Here is a 14,195-nt window from a genome sequence, read left to right on the forward strand (position 1 = left end):
CGTCGGGGACGTGAGAAGCATATGGGATGGCGGGGAGGATCGCCAAAACGGTTTACGGGGAGGTGGGGGAAGAGGGGCTCGGGGTGCCCGGAGAAGGGGTCTTCTTCGGCCGGTTCTCGTCCGCCAGATGGCGGCTGACCTCGGCCGTCGTCTCGCCCAGCCCGCCCAGCTTGATCGCGTCCCAGGCCTGGAGGCGGTGGCTGTCGCGGTCGAAGTAGAGGATCGAGGCCTCGATGGGCGCGGGGTACTTGCGCTCCACCGCCCGCAGGCCGCTGCCACCCGTGGAACCCTCCATGCGCAGCCGGGTGCCGTAGGGCAGCATCTCGTCCCCCTCGTGGTGCAGATGGCCGCACAGCACCAGCGGCACCTGGCCGTCCGTCTCGCGGGCCGCGGACGGCTCGTGGGCGATCGCGACATCGACCGGGGTGCCGGCCGCCCGCTGGTCGCGCAGGGCGCTGGCCAGCCGGTCCCCCGCCAGCCGCTCGGCCGCGTCCCCGCCGGGCACCACCGAGCGGTCGGGGGTGAACTGCGGGTCGCCGATGCCGGCGAAACGCAGCCCCGCGACCGTCTGCGCCCGGCCGTCGTCCAGGACGTGCACGTTCTTCATGCGCCCCAGATAGCGCTGGGTGGTCCGGGAGTCGTGGTTGCCCCGCACCCAGACGTACGGCGCGCCCAGGTCCCGGACCGGGTCCAGGAAACCGTTCTCCGGCGCCGTGCCGTGGTCCATCGTGTCGCCGGAGTCGACGATCACGTTCACCCTGTACTGCTCCACCAGCGAGGCGATGATCTTCCAGCTCGCCGGGTTGAGATGGATGTCCGACACGTGCAGGACCCGGATGGTGGAGGGGTCCGGCAGATAGGCCGGGAGCGTGGAGGTGACGTCGTAGAGCTTCGTCACGTTCGTCACCAGGCGGGCCAGCTCCTTCTGGTAGACGTCGAAGTCGGTGACGATGCTGCGTGCGTTGCCGACCACCGCCGGTGCCGAGGAGAGCAGCCCGGAGAACTTCGGCTCGAGGATCGACTTCGGGTTCCAGGTGGCGTACGCGCTCGCCCCGGACGCGGCCAGCAGGGTCAGGGCGAGGCCGCCGGCGGCCAGGGCGCGGCGGGGGCTGCGGTAGACGGCGAGGCCGAGGGCCGTGGCGCCGGCGACCACGGCGACACAGGAGCGCACGGCCAGGTCCAGCGTGCCGTGCTCGACGTCCCTGGCGACCTCGTCCTGGAGGCCGGAGATCCGCTCGGGGTGGTCCACCAGGGCCTGGGCGCGGAGTGGGTCCAGCTGGTCCACGTTGACGTCCAGGCGGACCGGCGCCACATGGCTGTCCAGGGTGAGCGCGCCCAGCGGCGAGACGTTGATCTTCGTGCCGCCGGTGAGCGACGGGCGCAGCGCCATCGTCGTGTTCATCGGGCCGACCGGGGCCCGTACGTTGCCGACGATCAGCAGGCCCAGCCAGGCGCCGGCGAGGACGACGGCCGTCAGACCGAGGGCGCGGAACCAGGGGCGGGGGCGGGCGGCGAGTTCCAGGGCGGGGAGCGGGCGGGCGCCGCGACGGGCCGGGTGCTTGCGGTTCGTCGCGGGGCGCAGGCGGTTCGTCATCGTGCGGAGGGCTGCGACGGGGACGCGGACCATTGGTGCCGTATGCCCAAGTACCGGGGTGGATATGCGGTAGTACCGGGGTGGATATGCGGTGCCGCACCGCTCCCGTTCGGGCCCCCGTACCGGACAATGACCATGTGCTGGAGATGACGCGCGAGGAGTTCGAGGAACTGGTCGCCGAGGCGCTCGACCGGATCCCGCCGGAACTGATGCGGCTCATGGACAACGTGGCGGTGTTCGTGGAGGACGAACCGCCCGCCGACGACCCCGAGCTGCTCGGACTGTACGAGGGCACACCGCTGACCGACCGGGGCGAGTGGTACGCGGGCGTGCTGCCCGACCGGATCACCGTCTACCGCGGGCCGACGCTGCGGATGTGCGACTCCCGCGAGGACGTCGTCGCGGAGACCGAGGTGACCGTGGTGCACGAGATCGCCCATCACTTCGGCATCGACGACGCCCGGCTGCACACCCTCGGCTACGGGTGAGGGCCCCGGCGCCGTGGGTGAGCGCCGGTGCGGGCGCGGCGCGTGTCCTCTTGCGGGCGGCGGGAGTTGGGGAGGTTGACTCCTTTCCTTGCCTCCGGAGGTGGCCGCCGTGCGCCCCTTGTCCGTACCCGTCCGGCTCACCGTCACGGTGCTGGCCCTCGCCGCTGCCGCCGGCTGTGTGAACGTGGGTGACGACGCGGGCCCGGCCCGGCCCTCGCACTCGGCGGGGCGGCACGGCGGCGAGGCGCCCGACGGCGGCCCGGTGCACGGCGCCGGGGGTTTCGGCGGGCACGACGGCGCGGCCGACGACGGCAAGCACGAGCACGGCGGCAAGAAGAAGCCGGGAGAGGAGTCGGCCTCCCCGTCGGCCACCACCCCGTCCGGCGTGGGCAGCTCGCCCACGGCCCCCGCGAGGCCCGGCGGGCCCGGCAGGACCGTCGACCCCGGGGGCCCGCCGCCGACCAATGCCCCGCCGACACCGCCGGCCACCTCCGCGCCGCCCGAGCCGCCCGCCTCCAGCCCGCCGCCGGCGACCTCCGAGCCCCCGTCGGCCGAGCCGTCCTCCTCGGCCCACGAGGCGACGGGAACCCAGCTCGTCCAGCGCGAACCGGCACCGGAGCCCGGGGCGGGCGTCGGGTCGTGATCTCCGGGGCGCGCGAGGCGGCTCACCTGCGGGAACGAGGCCGGTTTGCGTTCAGGGGTGGTGGGTGCGTATGGTGGTAGATCGTTTGATCCCATTTGCCCGGCGCCACCACAGAGCGCGCCGTGTGGCGCGTACTCTCCCTTGCCGTGGCGGACCGCATTGAGGCGGTCGTGAGCGAATCACGGAGTTGACGGGCGCGTGCCGAAGAGACTCCGGAAGGTTTCGCATTCGCATGTCCGTGTCCAGTACTGATCAGTTCGTCGTGTCCGAGAACGAGTTGAACGAGCTCAACGAGCTCGACCAGGAGCTCTCCGACGTGACGGACGAGGTCACCGAGGCCCCCGAGGCCGCTGACACCACCCCCCAGATCACCTTTGCCGACCTCGGCCTGCCCGAGGGCGTCGTGCGCAAGCTCGCGCAGAACGGCGTGACGACCCCCTTCCCGATCCAGGCCGCGACCATCCCGGACGCCCTGGTCGGCAAGGACATCCTCGGCCGGGGCCGCACCGGCTCCGGCAAGACCCTTTCCTTCGGTCTGCCGACCCTGGCCCAGCTGGCCGGCGGCCGCACCGAGAAGAAGCGGCCCCGCGCCGTCATCCTCACCCCGACCCGCGAGCTGGCCATGCAGGTCGCCGACGCCCTCCAGCCGTACGGCGACGTCGTCGGCCTGAAGATGAAGGTCGTCTGCGGCGGCACCTCCATGGGCAACCAGATCTACGCCCTGGAGCGCGGCGTCGACATCCTCGTCGCCACCCCGGGCCGCCTGCGCGACATCATCAACCGCGGCGCCTGCTCCCTCGAGGACGTGCAGATCGCCGTCCTGGACGAGGCCGACCAGATGTCCGACCTGGGCTTCCTGCCCGAGGTCACCGAGCTGCTCGACCAGGTCCCGGCCGGCGGCCAGCGCATGCTCTTCTCCGCCACGATGGAGAACGAGATCCAGACCCTGGTGGACCGCTACCTGAACAGCCCCGTCTCGCACGAGGTGGACGCGGCCCAGGGCGCGGTGACGACCATGTCGCACCACATCCTCATCGTGAAGCCCAAGGACAAGGCGCCGGTGACCGCCGCGATCGCCTCCCGCAAGGGCCGCACGATCATCTTCGTCCGCACCCAGCTGGGCGCCGACCGCGTCGCCGAGCAGCTGCGCGAGGCCGGTGTGAAGGCCGACGCGCTGCACGGCGGCATGACCCAGGGCGCCCGCACCCGCACCCTGGCCGACTTCAAGGACGGTTACGTCAACGTCCTGGTCGCCACCGACGTCGCCGCGCGCGGCATCCACGTCGACGGCATCGACCTGGTCCTGAACGTGGACCCGGCCGGCGACCACAAGGACTACCTGCACCGCGCCGGCCGTACGGCGCGTGCGGGCCGTACCGGCACGGTCGTGTCGCTCTCCCTCCCGCACCAGCGGCGCCAGATCTTCCGCCTCATGGAGGACGCCGGCGTCGACGCGGCCCGCCACATCATCCAGGGCGGCGCCGCCTTCGATCCGGAGGTCGCCGAGATCACCGGCGCCCGCTCCATGACCGAGGTGCAGGCCGAGTCCGCCGCCAACGCCGCCCAGCAGGCCGAGCGCGAGGTCGCCCAGCTCACCAAGCAGCTGGAGCGCGCCCAACGCCGTGCGACCGAGCTGCGCGAGGAGTCCGACCGGCTGGTCGCCCGAGTCGCCCGCGAGCGCGGCGAGGACCCCGAGGCCGCGGTGGCCGAGGCCCAGGCGACGGCGGCGCAGGAGCTCGCCGTCGTGGCCGAGGAGCCGGCGGAGCGGGAGACCGAGCGCGAGGAGCGTCCGGCGGCTTCGGCGCCGTACGAGCGCCGGGAGCGGCGCGGCTACGACCGCGAGCGGGGCTTCGACCGCGACCGCGGTGGTTACGACCGCCGTGACGACCGTGGTGACCGTGGTGGCCGTGGCTTCGAGCGCCGCGACGAGCGCCGTCCGTCCGACCGTGACCGTGGTGAGCGGGGCTTCGAGCGCCGTGAGGAGCGGGGCGAGCGTGGTGGGCGGGGCTTCGAGCGCCGCGACGACCGTCGGCCGTTCGACCGTGACCGCCGTGACGACCGCGGTGGCCGTTCCTTCGACCGGGACCGCGGTGACCGCGCCGGCCGTGGCTTCGAGCGTCGCGACGACCGCCGTGACGACCGCCGTGAGGACCGTCGCCCGTTCGACCGCGACCGTGGTGACCGGGGCTTCGAGCGTCGTGACGACCGTGGTGGCCGTTCCTTCGACCGGGACCGTGGCGAGCGTGGCGGCTTCCGCCGGGACGAGCGCGGCGGGCACCGGGGCAGCGACCGCCCGTTCAACCGCGACCGCCGCGACGACCGCCCGGGCTTCCGCTCCGGCGGCCACGAGCGCCCCTACGGGCGCCGTGACGACCACCGGGGCAACGGATCCGTCGGCCGCCGCGAGGACAAGCCGCGCTGGAAGCGCAACGGCTGAGAAGCCGCCACCTGACGGTGACGGCTGACGCCGAGTGACCTGAGAAGGGCCCGTACGACCACGTCGTACGGGCCCTTTTTGGCCACCGGGTGACGCATGTCACGCCCCCGGGGAGGGAATTGCTGGGGGCATGACAGATGACGCGAGAGTGAGCGGGCAGCAGGAAACGTCCGGCCCGTACGGCCTGTCGGACGAGGAACGGCTGGCCCAGCTCGGTTACACCCAGGTCCTCGCCCGCCGGATGTCGGCGTTCTCGAACTACGCCGTCTCCTTCACGATCATCTCGGTCCTGTCCGGCTGCCTGACCCTCTACCTCTTCGGCATGACCACCGGCGGCCCCGCGGTGATCACCTGGGGCTGGGTGGCAGTGGGCCTGATGACCCTGTTCGTCGGCCTGTCGATGGCCGAGATCTGCTCGGCGTACCCGACCTCGGCGGGGCTGTACTTCTGGGCCCACCGCCTGGCGCCACCGCGTTCGGCGGCGGCCTGGGCCTGGTTCACCGGCTGGTTCAACGTGCTGGGCCAGGTCGCGGTGACGGCGGGCATCGACTTCGGCGCGGCCTCCTTCCTCGGCGCGTACCTCAACCTGCAGTTCGACTTCGAGGTGACCCCTGGCCGCACGGTCCTGCTCTTCGCGGCGATCCTGATCCTCCACGGCCTGCTGAACACCTTCGGCGTACGGATCGTCGCGCTCCTGAACGACGTGAGCGTGTGGTGGCACGTACTGGGCGTGGCGGTGATCGTCGGCGCGCTCGCCTTCGTCCCCGAACACCACCAGTCGGCGACGTTCGTGTTCACGAAGTTCGTCAACGAGACGGGCTGGGGCAGCGGCACGTACGTCGTCCTGCTCGGCCTCCTGATGGCCCAGTACACCTTCACCGGCTACGACGCCTCCGCCCACATGACCGAGGAGACCCATGACGCGGCCACGGCGGGCCCGAAGGGCATCGTCCGCTCGATCTGGACGTCCTGGATCGCGGGCTTCGTGCTGCTGCTCGGCTTCACGTTCGCGATCCAGTCGTACGACAGGGAACTGACGTCCCCGACGGGCGCGCCCCCCGCCCAGATCCTCCTGGACGCGCTGGGAGCGACGACGGGCAAGCTGTTGCTGCTGGTGGTGATCGGCGCCCAGCTCTTCTGCGGCATGGCCTCGGTGACCGCCAACAGCCGCATGATCTACGCCTTTTCGCGCGACGGCGCGCTGCCCTTCTCCCGCGTCTGGCACACGGTCAGCCCGCGCACCCGCACCCCCGTGGCGGCGGTCTGGCTGGCCGCGCTGGCCGCCCTGGCCCTCGGCCTGCCCTACCTGATCAACTCGACGGCGTACGCGGCGGTGACCTCGATCGCCGTCATCGGCCTCTACATCGCGTACGTCATCCCGACCTTCCTGCGCATCCGCAGGGGCGCCGCCTTCGAACGCGGGCCCTGGCACCTGGGCCGCTGGTCGGGCGTGATCGGCGTGGTCTCGGTGCTGTGGGTGGTCGCGATCACCATCCTCTTCATGCTCCCGCAGGTCTCCCCGGTCACCTCGAAGACCTTCAACTACGCCCCCGTCGCCGTCCTGGTCGTCCTCGGCTTCGCCGCGACCTGGTGGCTGGCCTCGGCCCGGCACTGGTTCCTCAGCGGGGAGCGGGCCGCCCCGGCCCCCAACCCGGTCGAAAAGTGACCATCCGAAGCCTTGGTCCCCCCGCGACGCGGCCGGGTCACCGATACCCGATCGGAGACACGGCCTCGTCCGGCTATGCTCGGACAGGCAACATCGCCTGGGCCCTTAGCTCAATTGGCAGAGCAGTGGACTTTTAATCCATTGGTTGTGGGTTCGAGTCCCACAGGGCCTACGGCTGCGGGCGAGGGTTCACCCCCTCTGACCTGCTAGGCAGCGTCCGCGTCGGCTTCGGCCGGCTCGGGCGCTGTCTCTGTTTCGGGGGGGGGTGTTTGTCTACCCCAGAAGCAGGTTCCGGCCCATGGCGCTTGCCGGCTCCCGCGCAGCAGCATGATCTCCAGGGCGCGACGCGGACCTCCGGGGCCGGATCGGCACCCTCGATCCCGCCCGGGCGGTGCGGATCCAGCAGGCGTACCCGCTCGTCTTCTTCGACCTGCACCTGCGGCACCGGCGGCAGGGGCACCTGCTCGACGGCCCCAGCCCGGCCTTCCCTGAGGTGAAGTTCATGGGCGGCGAGCCGGACGGAACCCGGGGACGGGTTTCGCTGTCTTCCAGGCCGACCGCCTCGCCGCGTCAGAGGCCGCGGGCGTCCATCAGGTGAGGATCACTCGCACCCACCGGCGACGGGCGTCTTCGGGTATGACGTGAGCACAACAACTCCAAAGGTAGTGCCATGATCACCAGCCCCCCTCCACTCGGCCTCCCCGGACCCGGTACGGGCCAGCGGCGGCACCGCGCGGCCGACCTCGGGGTCCGCATCCGGCGAAAGTCCGGTGCCTGATGTCGACCGCCGTACGCGCACAGGAGTCGGGCGCCGCCACCGCTGAGCCGGCGCGCGTCGAGCGACGGTGGGACTGGCCCGTGCTGGTGGTCTGCGCCGTGTCCGCACTCGTGGTGGGCCTGTTGTCGCCCGCCGACACCTCGCAGGAGGCATGGGGCCTGGCCGCCGCGCTGGGTTACGGCTGTGCCGCACTGGTCGCGGCGAGGTCGTCCGCAGCGTGGGCGCCGGCCCCCGCCGTGGTCGCGGTCGTCGGCGCGGTCGCCGTGCCCCTGCTGTACCTCACGGTGATCAGCAAGGAGCAGATGGAGGTCGGCGTCGTGGAACGGGCGGCCGACCTGCTGTTCACCACCGGAAACCCGTACCACCCCGCACCGCACGCGGTGCGGGACTTCAATCCCTACCTCCCCGGCATGACGCTCTTCGGCATACCGCACATGCTGTTCGGCGACGCCCCGTTCACCAGCGCCCGGTTGTGGTTCCTCGTCGGTTTCCTGGCGGCCGTAGCGGGCGCGATACGGGTGCTGGCCAACGGCCGGGACGCGGACGCCGGCCGGTTCAGCACCCCGCGCGGGGTCACCGGCACGACGGGCGTGTTGTGGCTGTTCGCCTGTCCCGTCGTCGCGCTGCCGCTCACCATCGGTGGCGTGGACCCGCCGGTCATCGGGTTGATGTGCCTGGCCCTGGCCTTCACGCAGCGGGGCGATGCCGGGTGGGCCGGGCTGGCCCTGGGCGCGGCGGCCGCGCTGAAGTGGACCGCCTGGCCGGCCGTCCCGGTGCTCGTCGCCGTGCTGGCGGTGCGCGGCGGGCGCCGTGCCGCGGTCAGGTGCGCGGTGGGAGCCGTGGGCATCGCCCTGCTCGCCGTCCTGCCCGTGGCCCTGGCGGACAGCGGTGCCTTCTACCGCAACGTCGTCCTCTACCCGTTGGGGCTCGGTCCCACGGCGTCGTCCGCGCAGAGCCCCTTGCTGGGGCACTTGATCGCCGTGCTGGTCCCGCACGGCGACGCGGTCACGATGGCACTCATCGCGCTGAGCGCCGCGGGTGTGGGCCTCTCGCTCGTCGTCCGCCCGCCGTCGAGCGCCGTGGCCGGTGCCGACCGACTGGCACTCGGTCTGATCCTGGCGATCGTGCTGTCCCCGGCGACCCGCATCGGCTACGCCATCTACCCGATCGTCCTGCTGGCCTGGCCCCGCTTCGCCGCCGCACTGTCGGCGGGGCCGGCCGGCGAGGGCGCCGGGCGCCGAACTCGGGCAGCAGGTACGGGAGTCGGCCGAGGAAGGTGAGGCGTGCCTTTCGCGATGCGCGCCGCTGCCGTGGCTACCGCCGGCCATCCCGCCGCAGCCCCCGACCCGGCACCCCCACGTCCACTTGGAACCCCTCGGCGTCCTGCGCCAGGCGCTCCGTGGCTTGCTCGAAGAACTCGCCGGGACGTGGCGATGACGCCGCGGTGAGCCGGCTCACGCCTCCGGCTTGGTGGCGCGGACGATCGCCGAGTGCATGCCGTCCGCGACCGCGTGCGTCGGGGTGATGTCCACGGCGGTGAAGCCCGCGGCCTGAAGGCCCTCCCGGTATTCGGTGAAGGACAGCGCGCCCGCGATGCAGCCGACGAAGTCACCGCGCCGCGCACGCTGTTCGGGACTGAGGGTGTCGTCGGCGACGACGTCCGTGACGCCGAAACGGCCGCCGGGCCGCAGGACGCGGAAGGCCTCGGCGAACACGGCGGGCTTGTCGACGGACAGGTTGATGACGCAGTTGGAGATGACCACGTCGATCGTGTCCGCGGGCAGCGGGATCGCCTCGATGGTGCCCTTGAGGAACTCCACGTTCGTCACACCCGCCCGCGCCGCGTTGGCCAGGGCGAGGGAGAGCATCTCCTCGGTCATGTCCAGGCCGTACGCCTTCCCCGCCGGCCCCACGCGGCGGGCGGAGAGCAGGACGTCGGCACCGCCGCCGGAGCCGAGGTCCAACACGCGCTCGCCCTCGCGGAGTTCGGCGACCGCGGTGGGGTTGCCGCAGCCGAGGGAGGCGGCGACGGCCTCGGCGGGCAGAGCGGCGCGCTCGTCGGCGGCGTAGAGGGCGGCACCGAAGTTCTCGTCGGCCTCGACCGGCTGCGGGCCACAGCAGGCGGTGCCGCCCTCGGTGACCTTCACGGCTGCCGCCGCGTACCGCAGGCGGACGGCTTCACGCAGATCGATGGACTGTTCGCTCATTGGCTGCACCTGCCTGTATCGATATCCGTTGATGCAAGCTTGCGCCCGTGTATCGAAGGATGTCAACATAGAAGGATGTCGAAACAAGTAGCTGTGGCGCTGGGCCGGGACGCGGCCGGCGGCTGCTGCGCCGGACTCGCGTCCGCACCGCTGGAGGACGAGCGGGCGGCGGCGCTGGCAAAGGCGTTCAAGGCCCTCGGGGACCCGGTCCGGCTGCGGCTGCTGTCGATGATCGCCTCCGGCGAGGGCGGCGAGGTCTGCGTGTGCGAGCTGACGCCGGCCTTCGAGCTGTCCCAGCCGACGATCTCCCACCACCTCAAGCTCCTGCGCCAGGCCGGGCTGATCGACTGCGAGCGCCGTGGGACCTGGGTGTACTACTGGGTGCTGCCCGGCGCCCTGGACGAACTGGCCGCGTTCCTGGCGACGCCGCGAGCCGAGGCGCGAGCCGTGCCGCGAGCCGTGCCGAAGGACGCGCCGCGAGCCGAGGCGAAGGACGCGCCGCGAGCCGAGGCGAAGGACGCGCCGCACGCCGCCGGAGTCAGCGCATGACCGCGTCCCTCGGCCGCCGTGTCGCCGCAGAGGCGTTGGGGACCGGGCTGCTGGTGGCCGTCGTCGTGGGCTCCGGCATCCAGGCGACCGAGCTGTCGCACGACGTCGGCGTGCAGTTGCTGGCCAACTCCCTGGCCACCGTCTTCGGACTGGGGGTGCTGATCACCCTGCTCGGGCCGGTCTCCGGCGCGCACTTCAACCCCGCCGTCACCCTCGCCACCTGGTTCACCGGCCGCCGCACCGGTTCCGGGCCGGGCCTGCGGGAGGTCGCCGCGTACGTGCCCGCGCAGATCGCCGGGGCGATCGGCGGCGCGGTGCTGGCCGACGCGATGTTCGCCGAGCCGCTGGTGAGGTTCTCCACCCACGACCGGTCCGCCGGCCACCTCTGGCTGGGCGAGGTGGTCGCCACGGGCGGGCTCATCCTGCTCGTCCTCGGCCTGGAGCGCACCGGCCGCGCCTTTCTGGCCCCGGCGGCCGTGGCCTCCTACATCGGCGCCGCCTACTGGTTCACCTCCTCCACCTCCTTCGCGAACCCCGCCGTCACCATCGGCCGTGCCGTCACCGACACCTTCGCCGGAATCGCCCCCGCCTCGGTCGCCCCGTTCGTGGGGGCGCAACTGCTGGGCGCCGTACTCGGGTCGGCCGCCGTGGCGGTCGTATACGGATACGGGCGTCACGCGCGCCCGGCGGACGACGGCGGCGCGGTACCGCACGCCGAGCCCGAACCCGCCGCCTCCTGACCGCCCTTCCGCCCGCAGGGACAGCCGCGAGGGCACCTGCCAAGACACCCAGACACCTGCCCAGACACCTGCAAGGACACCCATGAGCTCCGCCGCCCCGCGCCCCTCCGTCCTCTTCGTCTGCGTCCACAACGCCGGCCGCTCCCAGATGGGCGCCGCCTTCCTCACCCGCCTCGGCGGCGACCGGGTCGAGGTCCGTTCGGCCGGTTCCGCGCCCGCCGACGCGGTCAACCCCGCCGTCGTCGAGGCCATGGCGGAGGTCGGCATCGACATCTCCGCCGAGACACCGAAGGTCCTCACCACCGAGGCGGTGCGGTCCTCGGACGTGGTCATCACGATGGGCTGCGGCGACGCCTGCCCGGTCTTCCCCGGCAAGCGCTACCTGGACTGGCAACTGGACGACCCCGCCGGGCAGGGGGTCGAGGCGGTCCGCCCGATCCGGGACGCCGTCGAGGGACGGGTACGGGCCCTGCTCGCCGACCTCGGAATCCCAGGGGCTTCCTGACCCCCCCGGGGGGAACACGACGTACGGTCGATCGTACGTATTTGTCCCGCGTGTTGTGGCACGATGGCCGGGATGGAAAGCGAACGGCAGGCTGCGGTGCACGGCGGGGGCGGGGGAGTCCTGGGCGCGGAGGGGTCGGAGGTGACCGATCTGCGGCTGGTGCGCGGTGCGCGCGCCCGGCAGCGCGTCGCCCGGCACGCCGTCGACATCGCCTCGCTGGAAGGGCTCGAAGGGCTCAGCATCGGCCGCCTGGCCGCTGACCTCGGGCTGAGCAAGAGCGGTGTCCAGACGCTGTTCCGCACCAAGGAGAACCTGCAGCTGGCGGCCGCCGAATGCGCGCGCCGGGAGTTCGAGCGGACGGTCGTACGGCCCGCGCGGTCCGCCCCGGCGGGCCCGGCCCGGCTCCGGGAGCTGACCGAGCACTGGATCGCCTACGCGCAGACGCCCCTGTTCGCCGGCGGCTGCTTCTGGTCCGCCAACCTCCCCGCCTACGACAGCCGTCCCGGCGCCGTGCGCGACGCCCTGGTCGCCCACCGCGAGGCCTGGCTGAAACTGCTCGCCGACCAGCTCCGGCAGGCCGCCGGCGCCGATGCCGTCCCCTCGCTGGACGCCGATCTGGCCGCGTTCCAGATCGACGCCGTGTGCACCGCGGCCAACCTCGCCATGCGGCTCGGCGACGACAGCGCCGCCGGGAAGGTACGCCGGGTGGTGGAGGGGTTCCTCCGGGAGGCGCGGTGATCCACGCGGAGCGCGGAGCCACCGGTTTGCGCGAAGCCACCGCGGAGCCCCTGCCGCAGACCGACCTCAAGGCCTTCCGCCGCGCTTGCCACACGGCGGCGCGGCTGGCCGGGGCGAGGGCCGGGTCCGGGGCGGCCCACGGCGGGGTTCGGGTTCTGGACGCGGGCCTGTGCGCCTCCTTCGACGCGGTCGACATCGCGGGCACGGTCGTCCTGGCCCACCGCCGTCTGCCCGTCGTCGCCTTCAGCGGAGCCGCGCTCGAACCCGGCTCGCCGGTAAGGGAGTTCACCGCGCCACCGCCCTGGGCCGGACCGCTCGCCGACGCGGGGTTCCGGCTGCTGGAGCCCGCGGAGCCGGACGCGCCCGTCGAGCGGGTCGATCTGAGCGCGCTGACGGAGGCCGAGCTGAAGGCGGTCCGCTACTGGCGACCGCAGACGCTGGGCGAGCTGCTGTTCAACTGCTGGGACTGAGCCCACGACGCCTCCGGCTCACCGGCCCGCCCGCGGCGCGCACGGTCACGCCGCCGCGGTGACGGGCGTCGGCAGGTGCGGTGACCGGCGCTTGGGTTCCCTGTGCCGCGGTCCGGCCGAACCACCGGGCTCAACCCACGCTCAGCTCGGCCAGCGGCAGGGTGTGCCGGGTCTGGAGGACCTTCGCGCGCAGGTAGCGGACGTTGTGGGCGGTGGTGAAGACACCGGTCGGCACCCGCTCCCGTACGACCACGTCCAGGTCCCGCAACTGCTCGGCCTTGTCGGGGTTGTTGGACAGCAGGTCCAGCTCCCCGATGCCGAGGGCGGCGAGCATCTGCGCGGCGGCCGTGTAGTCGCGGGCGTCCTCCGGCAGGCCGAGCGCGGCGTTCGCCTCGTAGGTGTCGAGGCCCTGGTCCTGGAGGGCGTAGGCGTCGAGCTTGTTGTAGAGGCCGATGCCGCGGCCCTCCTGGCGGAGGTAGAGCAGGACGCCCCCGCGGTCGGCGATGCGCTCGACCGCCTCGCGCAGCTGGGGTCCGCAGTCGCAGCGGGCCGATCCGAAGACGTCGCCGGTCAGGCACTCGGAGTGCAGGCGCACCAGCGGGACGGTGCCGGGTGTGGGGGCGCCGAGGACGACGGCGACGTGCTCCTGGCCGTCGGCCAGGCCGTGGAAGGTGACGAGTTCGGCGTCGACGCTGTAGCCGTCGTGGAAGCGCAGCGGTACCCGGACGCGGGAGCGCGGCGTGGCGGCGGGGGTGTCGGGCATGCGGGTCCCTCCGGGTGCGGGCAGTGCTTCAGATTTGAAGCAGCGGTACGCACGGGACCCTACCTCATGCTTAAAACTTAAAGCAATCAGGAATCACGAACAGGACGAACGGCGCCGCCAGGGGACGTCCTCCGCCCCGGATTCGGCATCGCCGCCCTGCAGCCCGCGCGCGATCCCCGTGCAGATCTCCTCCAGCTGCCGCACCTGCTCCGGTGTGAGCCGGTCGAACAGGGTGGCGCGCACGGTCTCCACGTGCCCGGGGGCCGTACGCTCCAGTGCGGCCATCCCCTCGTCCGTCAGTACGGCGATGCTGCTGCGCTTGTCCCAGCGGCAGTCCTCCCGCCGCACCAGCCCGTCCCGCTCGAGCCGGGTCACCGCGTACGTCAGCCTGCTGCGCGTGATCTTCAGCGACTCGGCGAGGTCCGTCATCCGCAGCCGCCGCTCGGGCGCCTCGGACAGGTTGGCCAGCACGGAGTAGAACAGGTGCGGCATGCCGGCGTCCTGCTGGAGCTGTCGGTCGATCGCGTCCTCCAGAAGGTGCGTCGCGGCCATGTACGCGCGCCAGGCGCGCTGCTCCTCGGGGCTGAGCCAGCGGGTCGTCATGCCGCCAGTGTAAG

14 protein-coding genes and 1 tRNA gene are annotated in these 14,195 nt (G+C 72.6%); 11 read left to right on the forward strand and 4 right to left on the reverse strand.

The window, feature by feature from the left end:
- Positions 1 to 52: 52 nt before the first annotated feature.
- A complete protein-coding gene (locus tag LMU33_RS32600; RefSeq protein WP_372478091.1) occupies positions 53 to 1,594 on the reverse strand; it encodes a metallophosphoesterase family protein in 1,542 nt (513 codons plus the stop codon).
- 137 nt (positions 1,595 to 1,731) lie between these two features.
- Here LMU33_RS32600 and LMU33_RS32605 point away from each other — a divergent pair, with 137 nt between their 5' ends.
- The 6 genes from LMU33_RS32605 to LMU33_RS32635 all read left to right on the forward strand — a co-directional run bounded on the left by LMU33_RS32605 (position 1,732) and on the right by LMU33_RS32635 (position 8,886).
- Entirely contained in the window at positions 1,732 to 2,082 is a 351-nt protein-coding gene (locus LMU33_RS32605; protein WP_228624376.1) for a metallopeptidase family protein, read from the forward strand.
- A 109-nt stretch (positions 2,083 to 2,191) separates the two neighbouring features.
- Positions 2,192 to 2,725: a hypothetical protein gene (locus tag LMU33_RS32610; protein ID WP_228624377.1), complete on the forward strand. Its 534-nt coding sequence runs from the start codon at positions 2,192 to 2,194 to the stop codon at positions 2,723 to 2,725.
- A gap of 232 nt (positions 2,726 to 2,957) precedes the next feature.
- Positions 2,958 to 5,162 carry a DEAD/DEAH box helicase gene (locus LMU33_RS32615; RefSeq protein ID WP_228624378.1) on the forward strand — a complete coding sequence of 735 codons (2,205 nt, stop codon included), beginning with the start codon at positions 2,958 to 2,960 and terminating at the stop codon, positions 5,160 to 5,162.
- A gap of 130 nt (positions 5,163 to 5,292) precedes the next feature.
- On the forward strand, positions 5,293 to 6,828 hold the full coding sequence (locus LMU33_RS32620; RefSeq protein ID WP_228624379.1) for an amino acid permease: 1,536 nt from the start codon (positions 5,293 to 5,295) through the stop codon (positions 6,826 to 6,828).
- 99 nt (positions 6,829 to 6,927) lie between these two features.
- A tRNA-Lys gene (locus LMU33_RS32625) sits at positions 6,928 to 7,000 on the forward strand.
- Between the two features lie 605 nt (positions 7,001 to 7,605).
- A complete protein-coding gene (locus LMU33_RS32635; RefSeq protein ID WP_228624380.1) occupies positions 7,606 to 8,886 on the forward strand; it encodes a glycosyltransferase 87 family protein in 1,281 nt (426 codons plus the stop codon).
- 174 nt (positions 8,887 to 9,060) lie between these two features.
- On the opposite strand, the gene arsM is transcribed toward LMU33_RS32635, so the two are convergent.
- A complete protein-coding gene (gene arsM / locus LMU33_RS32640) occupies positions 9,061 to 9,813 on the reverse strand; it encodes an arsenite methyltransferase (protein ID WP_228624381.1) in 753 nt (250 codons plus the stop codon).
- 75 nt (positions 9,814 to 9,888) lie between these two features.
- On the opposite strand from arsM, the gene LMU33_RS32645 reads away from it, so the two are divergent.
- The 5 genes from LMU33_RS32645 to LMU33_RS32665 all read left to right on the forward strand — a co-directional run bounded on the left by LMU33_RS32645 (position 9,889) and on the right by LMU33_RS32665 (position 12,815).
- A complete protein-coding gene (locus LMU33_RS32645; protein ID WP_228624382.1) occupies positions 9,889 to 10,362 on the forward strand; it encodes an ArsR/SmtB family transcription factor in 474 nt (157 codons plus the stop codon).
- Positions 10,359 to 11,102, forward strand: a complete 744-nt coding sequence (locus LMU33_RS32650) for an aquaporin (RefSeq protein ID WP_228624383.1) — start codon at positions 10,359 to 10,361, stop codon at positions 11,100 to 11,102. Before LMU33_RS32645 ends, LMU33_RS32650 begins: the two co-directional genes overlap by 4 nt.
- An 82-nt stretch (positions 11,103 to 11,184) precedes the next feature.
- Positions 11,185 to 11,607, forward strand: coding sequence for an arsenate reductase ArsC (locus LMU33_RS32655; protein WP_228624384.1), 423 nt, complete (start codon positions 11,185 to 11,187; stop codon positions 11,605 to 11,607).
- Positions 11,608 to 11,679: 72 nt separating this feature from the next.
- Entirely contained in the window at positions 11,680 to 12,345 is a 666-nt protein-coding gene (locus tag LMU33_RS32660; RefSeq protein ID WP_228624385.1) for a TetR/AcrR family transcriptional regulator, read from the forward strand.
- Positions 12,346 to 12,371: 26 nt separating this feature from the next.
- The gene (locus LMU33_RS32665; protein ID WP_228624386.1) at positions 12,372 to 12,815 is read left to right on the forward strand and encodes a hypothetical protein; all 444 of its coding nucleotides are present in this window, start codon (positions 12,372 to 12,374) and stop codon (positions 12,813 to 12,815) included.
- Positions 12,816 to 12,945: 130 nt separating this feature from the next.
- Here LMU33_RS32665 and LMU33_RS32670 read toward each other — a convergent pair whose 3' ends face one another.
- A complete protein-coding gene (locus LMU33_RS32670; RefSeq protein ID WP_228624387.1) occupies positions 12,946 to 13,578 on the reverse strand; it encodes a GTP cyclohydrolase II in 633 nt (210 codons plus the stop codon).
- Between the two features lie 93 nt (positions 13,579 to 13,671).
- Complete coding sequence (locus LMU33_RS32675) at positions 13,672 to 14,181, reverse strand: MarR family winged helix-turn-helix transcriptional regulator (protein ID WP_228624388.1); 510 nt, start codon at positions 14,179 to 14,181, stop codon at positions 13,672 to 13,674.
- Positions 14,182 to 14,195 lie beyond the last annotated feature (14 nt).

The organism is Streptomyces barringtoniae (assembly GCF_020819595.1).
GTDB lineage: Bacteria > Actinomycetota > Actinomycetes > Streptomycetales > Streptomycetaceae > Streptomyces > Streptomyces barringtoniae.

Coding starts and splice junctions, on each gene's coding strand:
- LMU33_RS32675 (WP_228624388.1), bottom strand. CDS start 14,181: ATGACGACCCGCTGGCTCAGCCCCGAGGAGCAGCGCGCCTGGCGCGCG.
- LMU33_RS32600 (WP_372478091.1), bottom strand. CDS start 1,594: ATGACGAACCGCCTGCGCCCCGCGACGAACCGCAAGCACCCGGCCCGT.
- LMU33_RS32635 (WP_228624380.1), top strand. CDS start 7,606: ATGTCGACCGCCGTACGCGCACAGGAGTCGGGCGCCGCCACCGCTGAG.
- LMU33_RS32620 (WP_228624379.1), top strand. CDS start 5,293: ATGACAGATGACGCGAGAGTGAGCGGGCAGCAGGAAACGTCCGGCCCG.
- LMU33_RS32655 (WP_228624384.1), top strand. CDS start 11,185: ATGAGCTCCGCCGCCCCGCGCCCCTCCGTCCTCTTCGTCTGCGTCCAC.
- LMU33_RS32645 (WP_228624382.1), top strand. CDS start 9,889: ATGTCGAAACAAGTAGCTGTGGCGCTGGGCCGGGACGCGGCCGGCGGC.
- LMU33_RS32615 (WP_228624378.1), top strand. CDS start 2,958: ATGTCCGTGTCCAGTACTGATCAGTTCGTCGTGTCCGAGAACGAGTTG.
- LMU33_RS32650 (WP_228624383.1), top strand. CDS start 10,359: ATGACCGCGTCCCTCGGCCGCCGTGTCGCCGCAGAGGCGTTGGGGACC.
- LMU33_RS32660 (WP_228624385.1), top strand. CDS start 11,680: ATGGAAAGCGAACGGCAGGCTGCGGTGCACGGCGGGGGCGGGGGAGTC.
- LMU33_RS32670 (WP_228624387.1), bottom strand. CDS start 13,578: ATGCCCGACACCCCCGCCGCCACGCCGCGCTCCCGCGTCCGGGTACCG.
- arsM (WP_228624381.1), bottom strand. CDS start 9,813: ATGAGCGAACAGTCCATCGATCTGCGTGAAGCCGTCCGCCTGCGGTAC.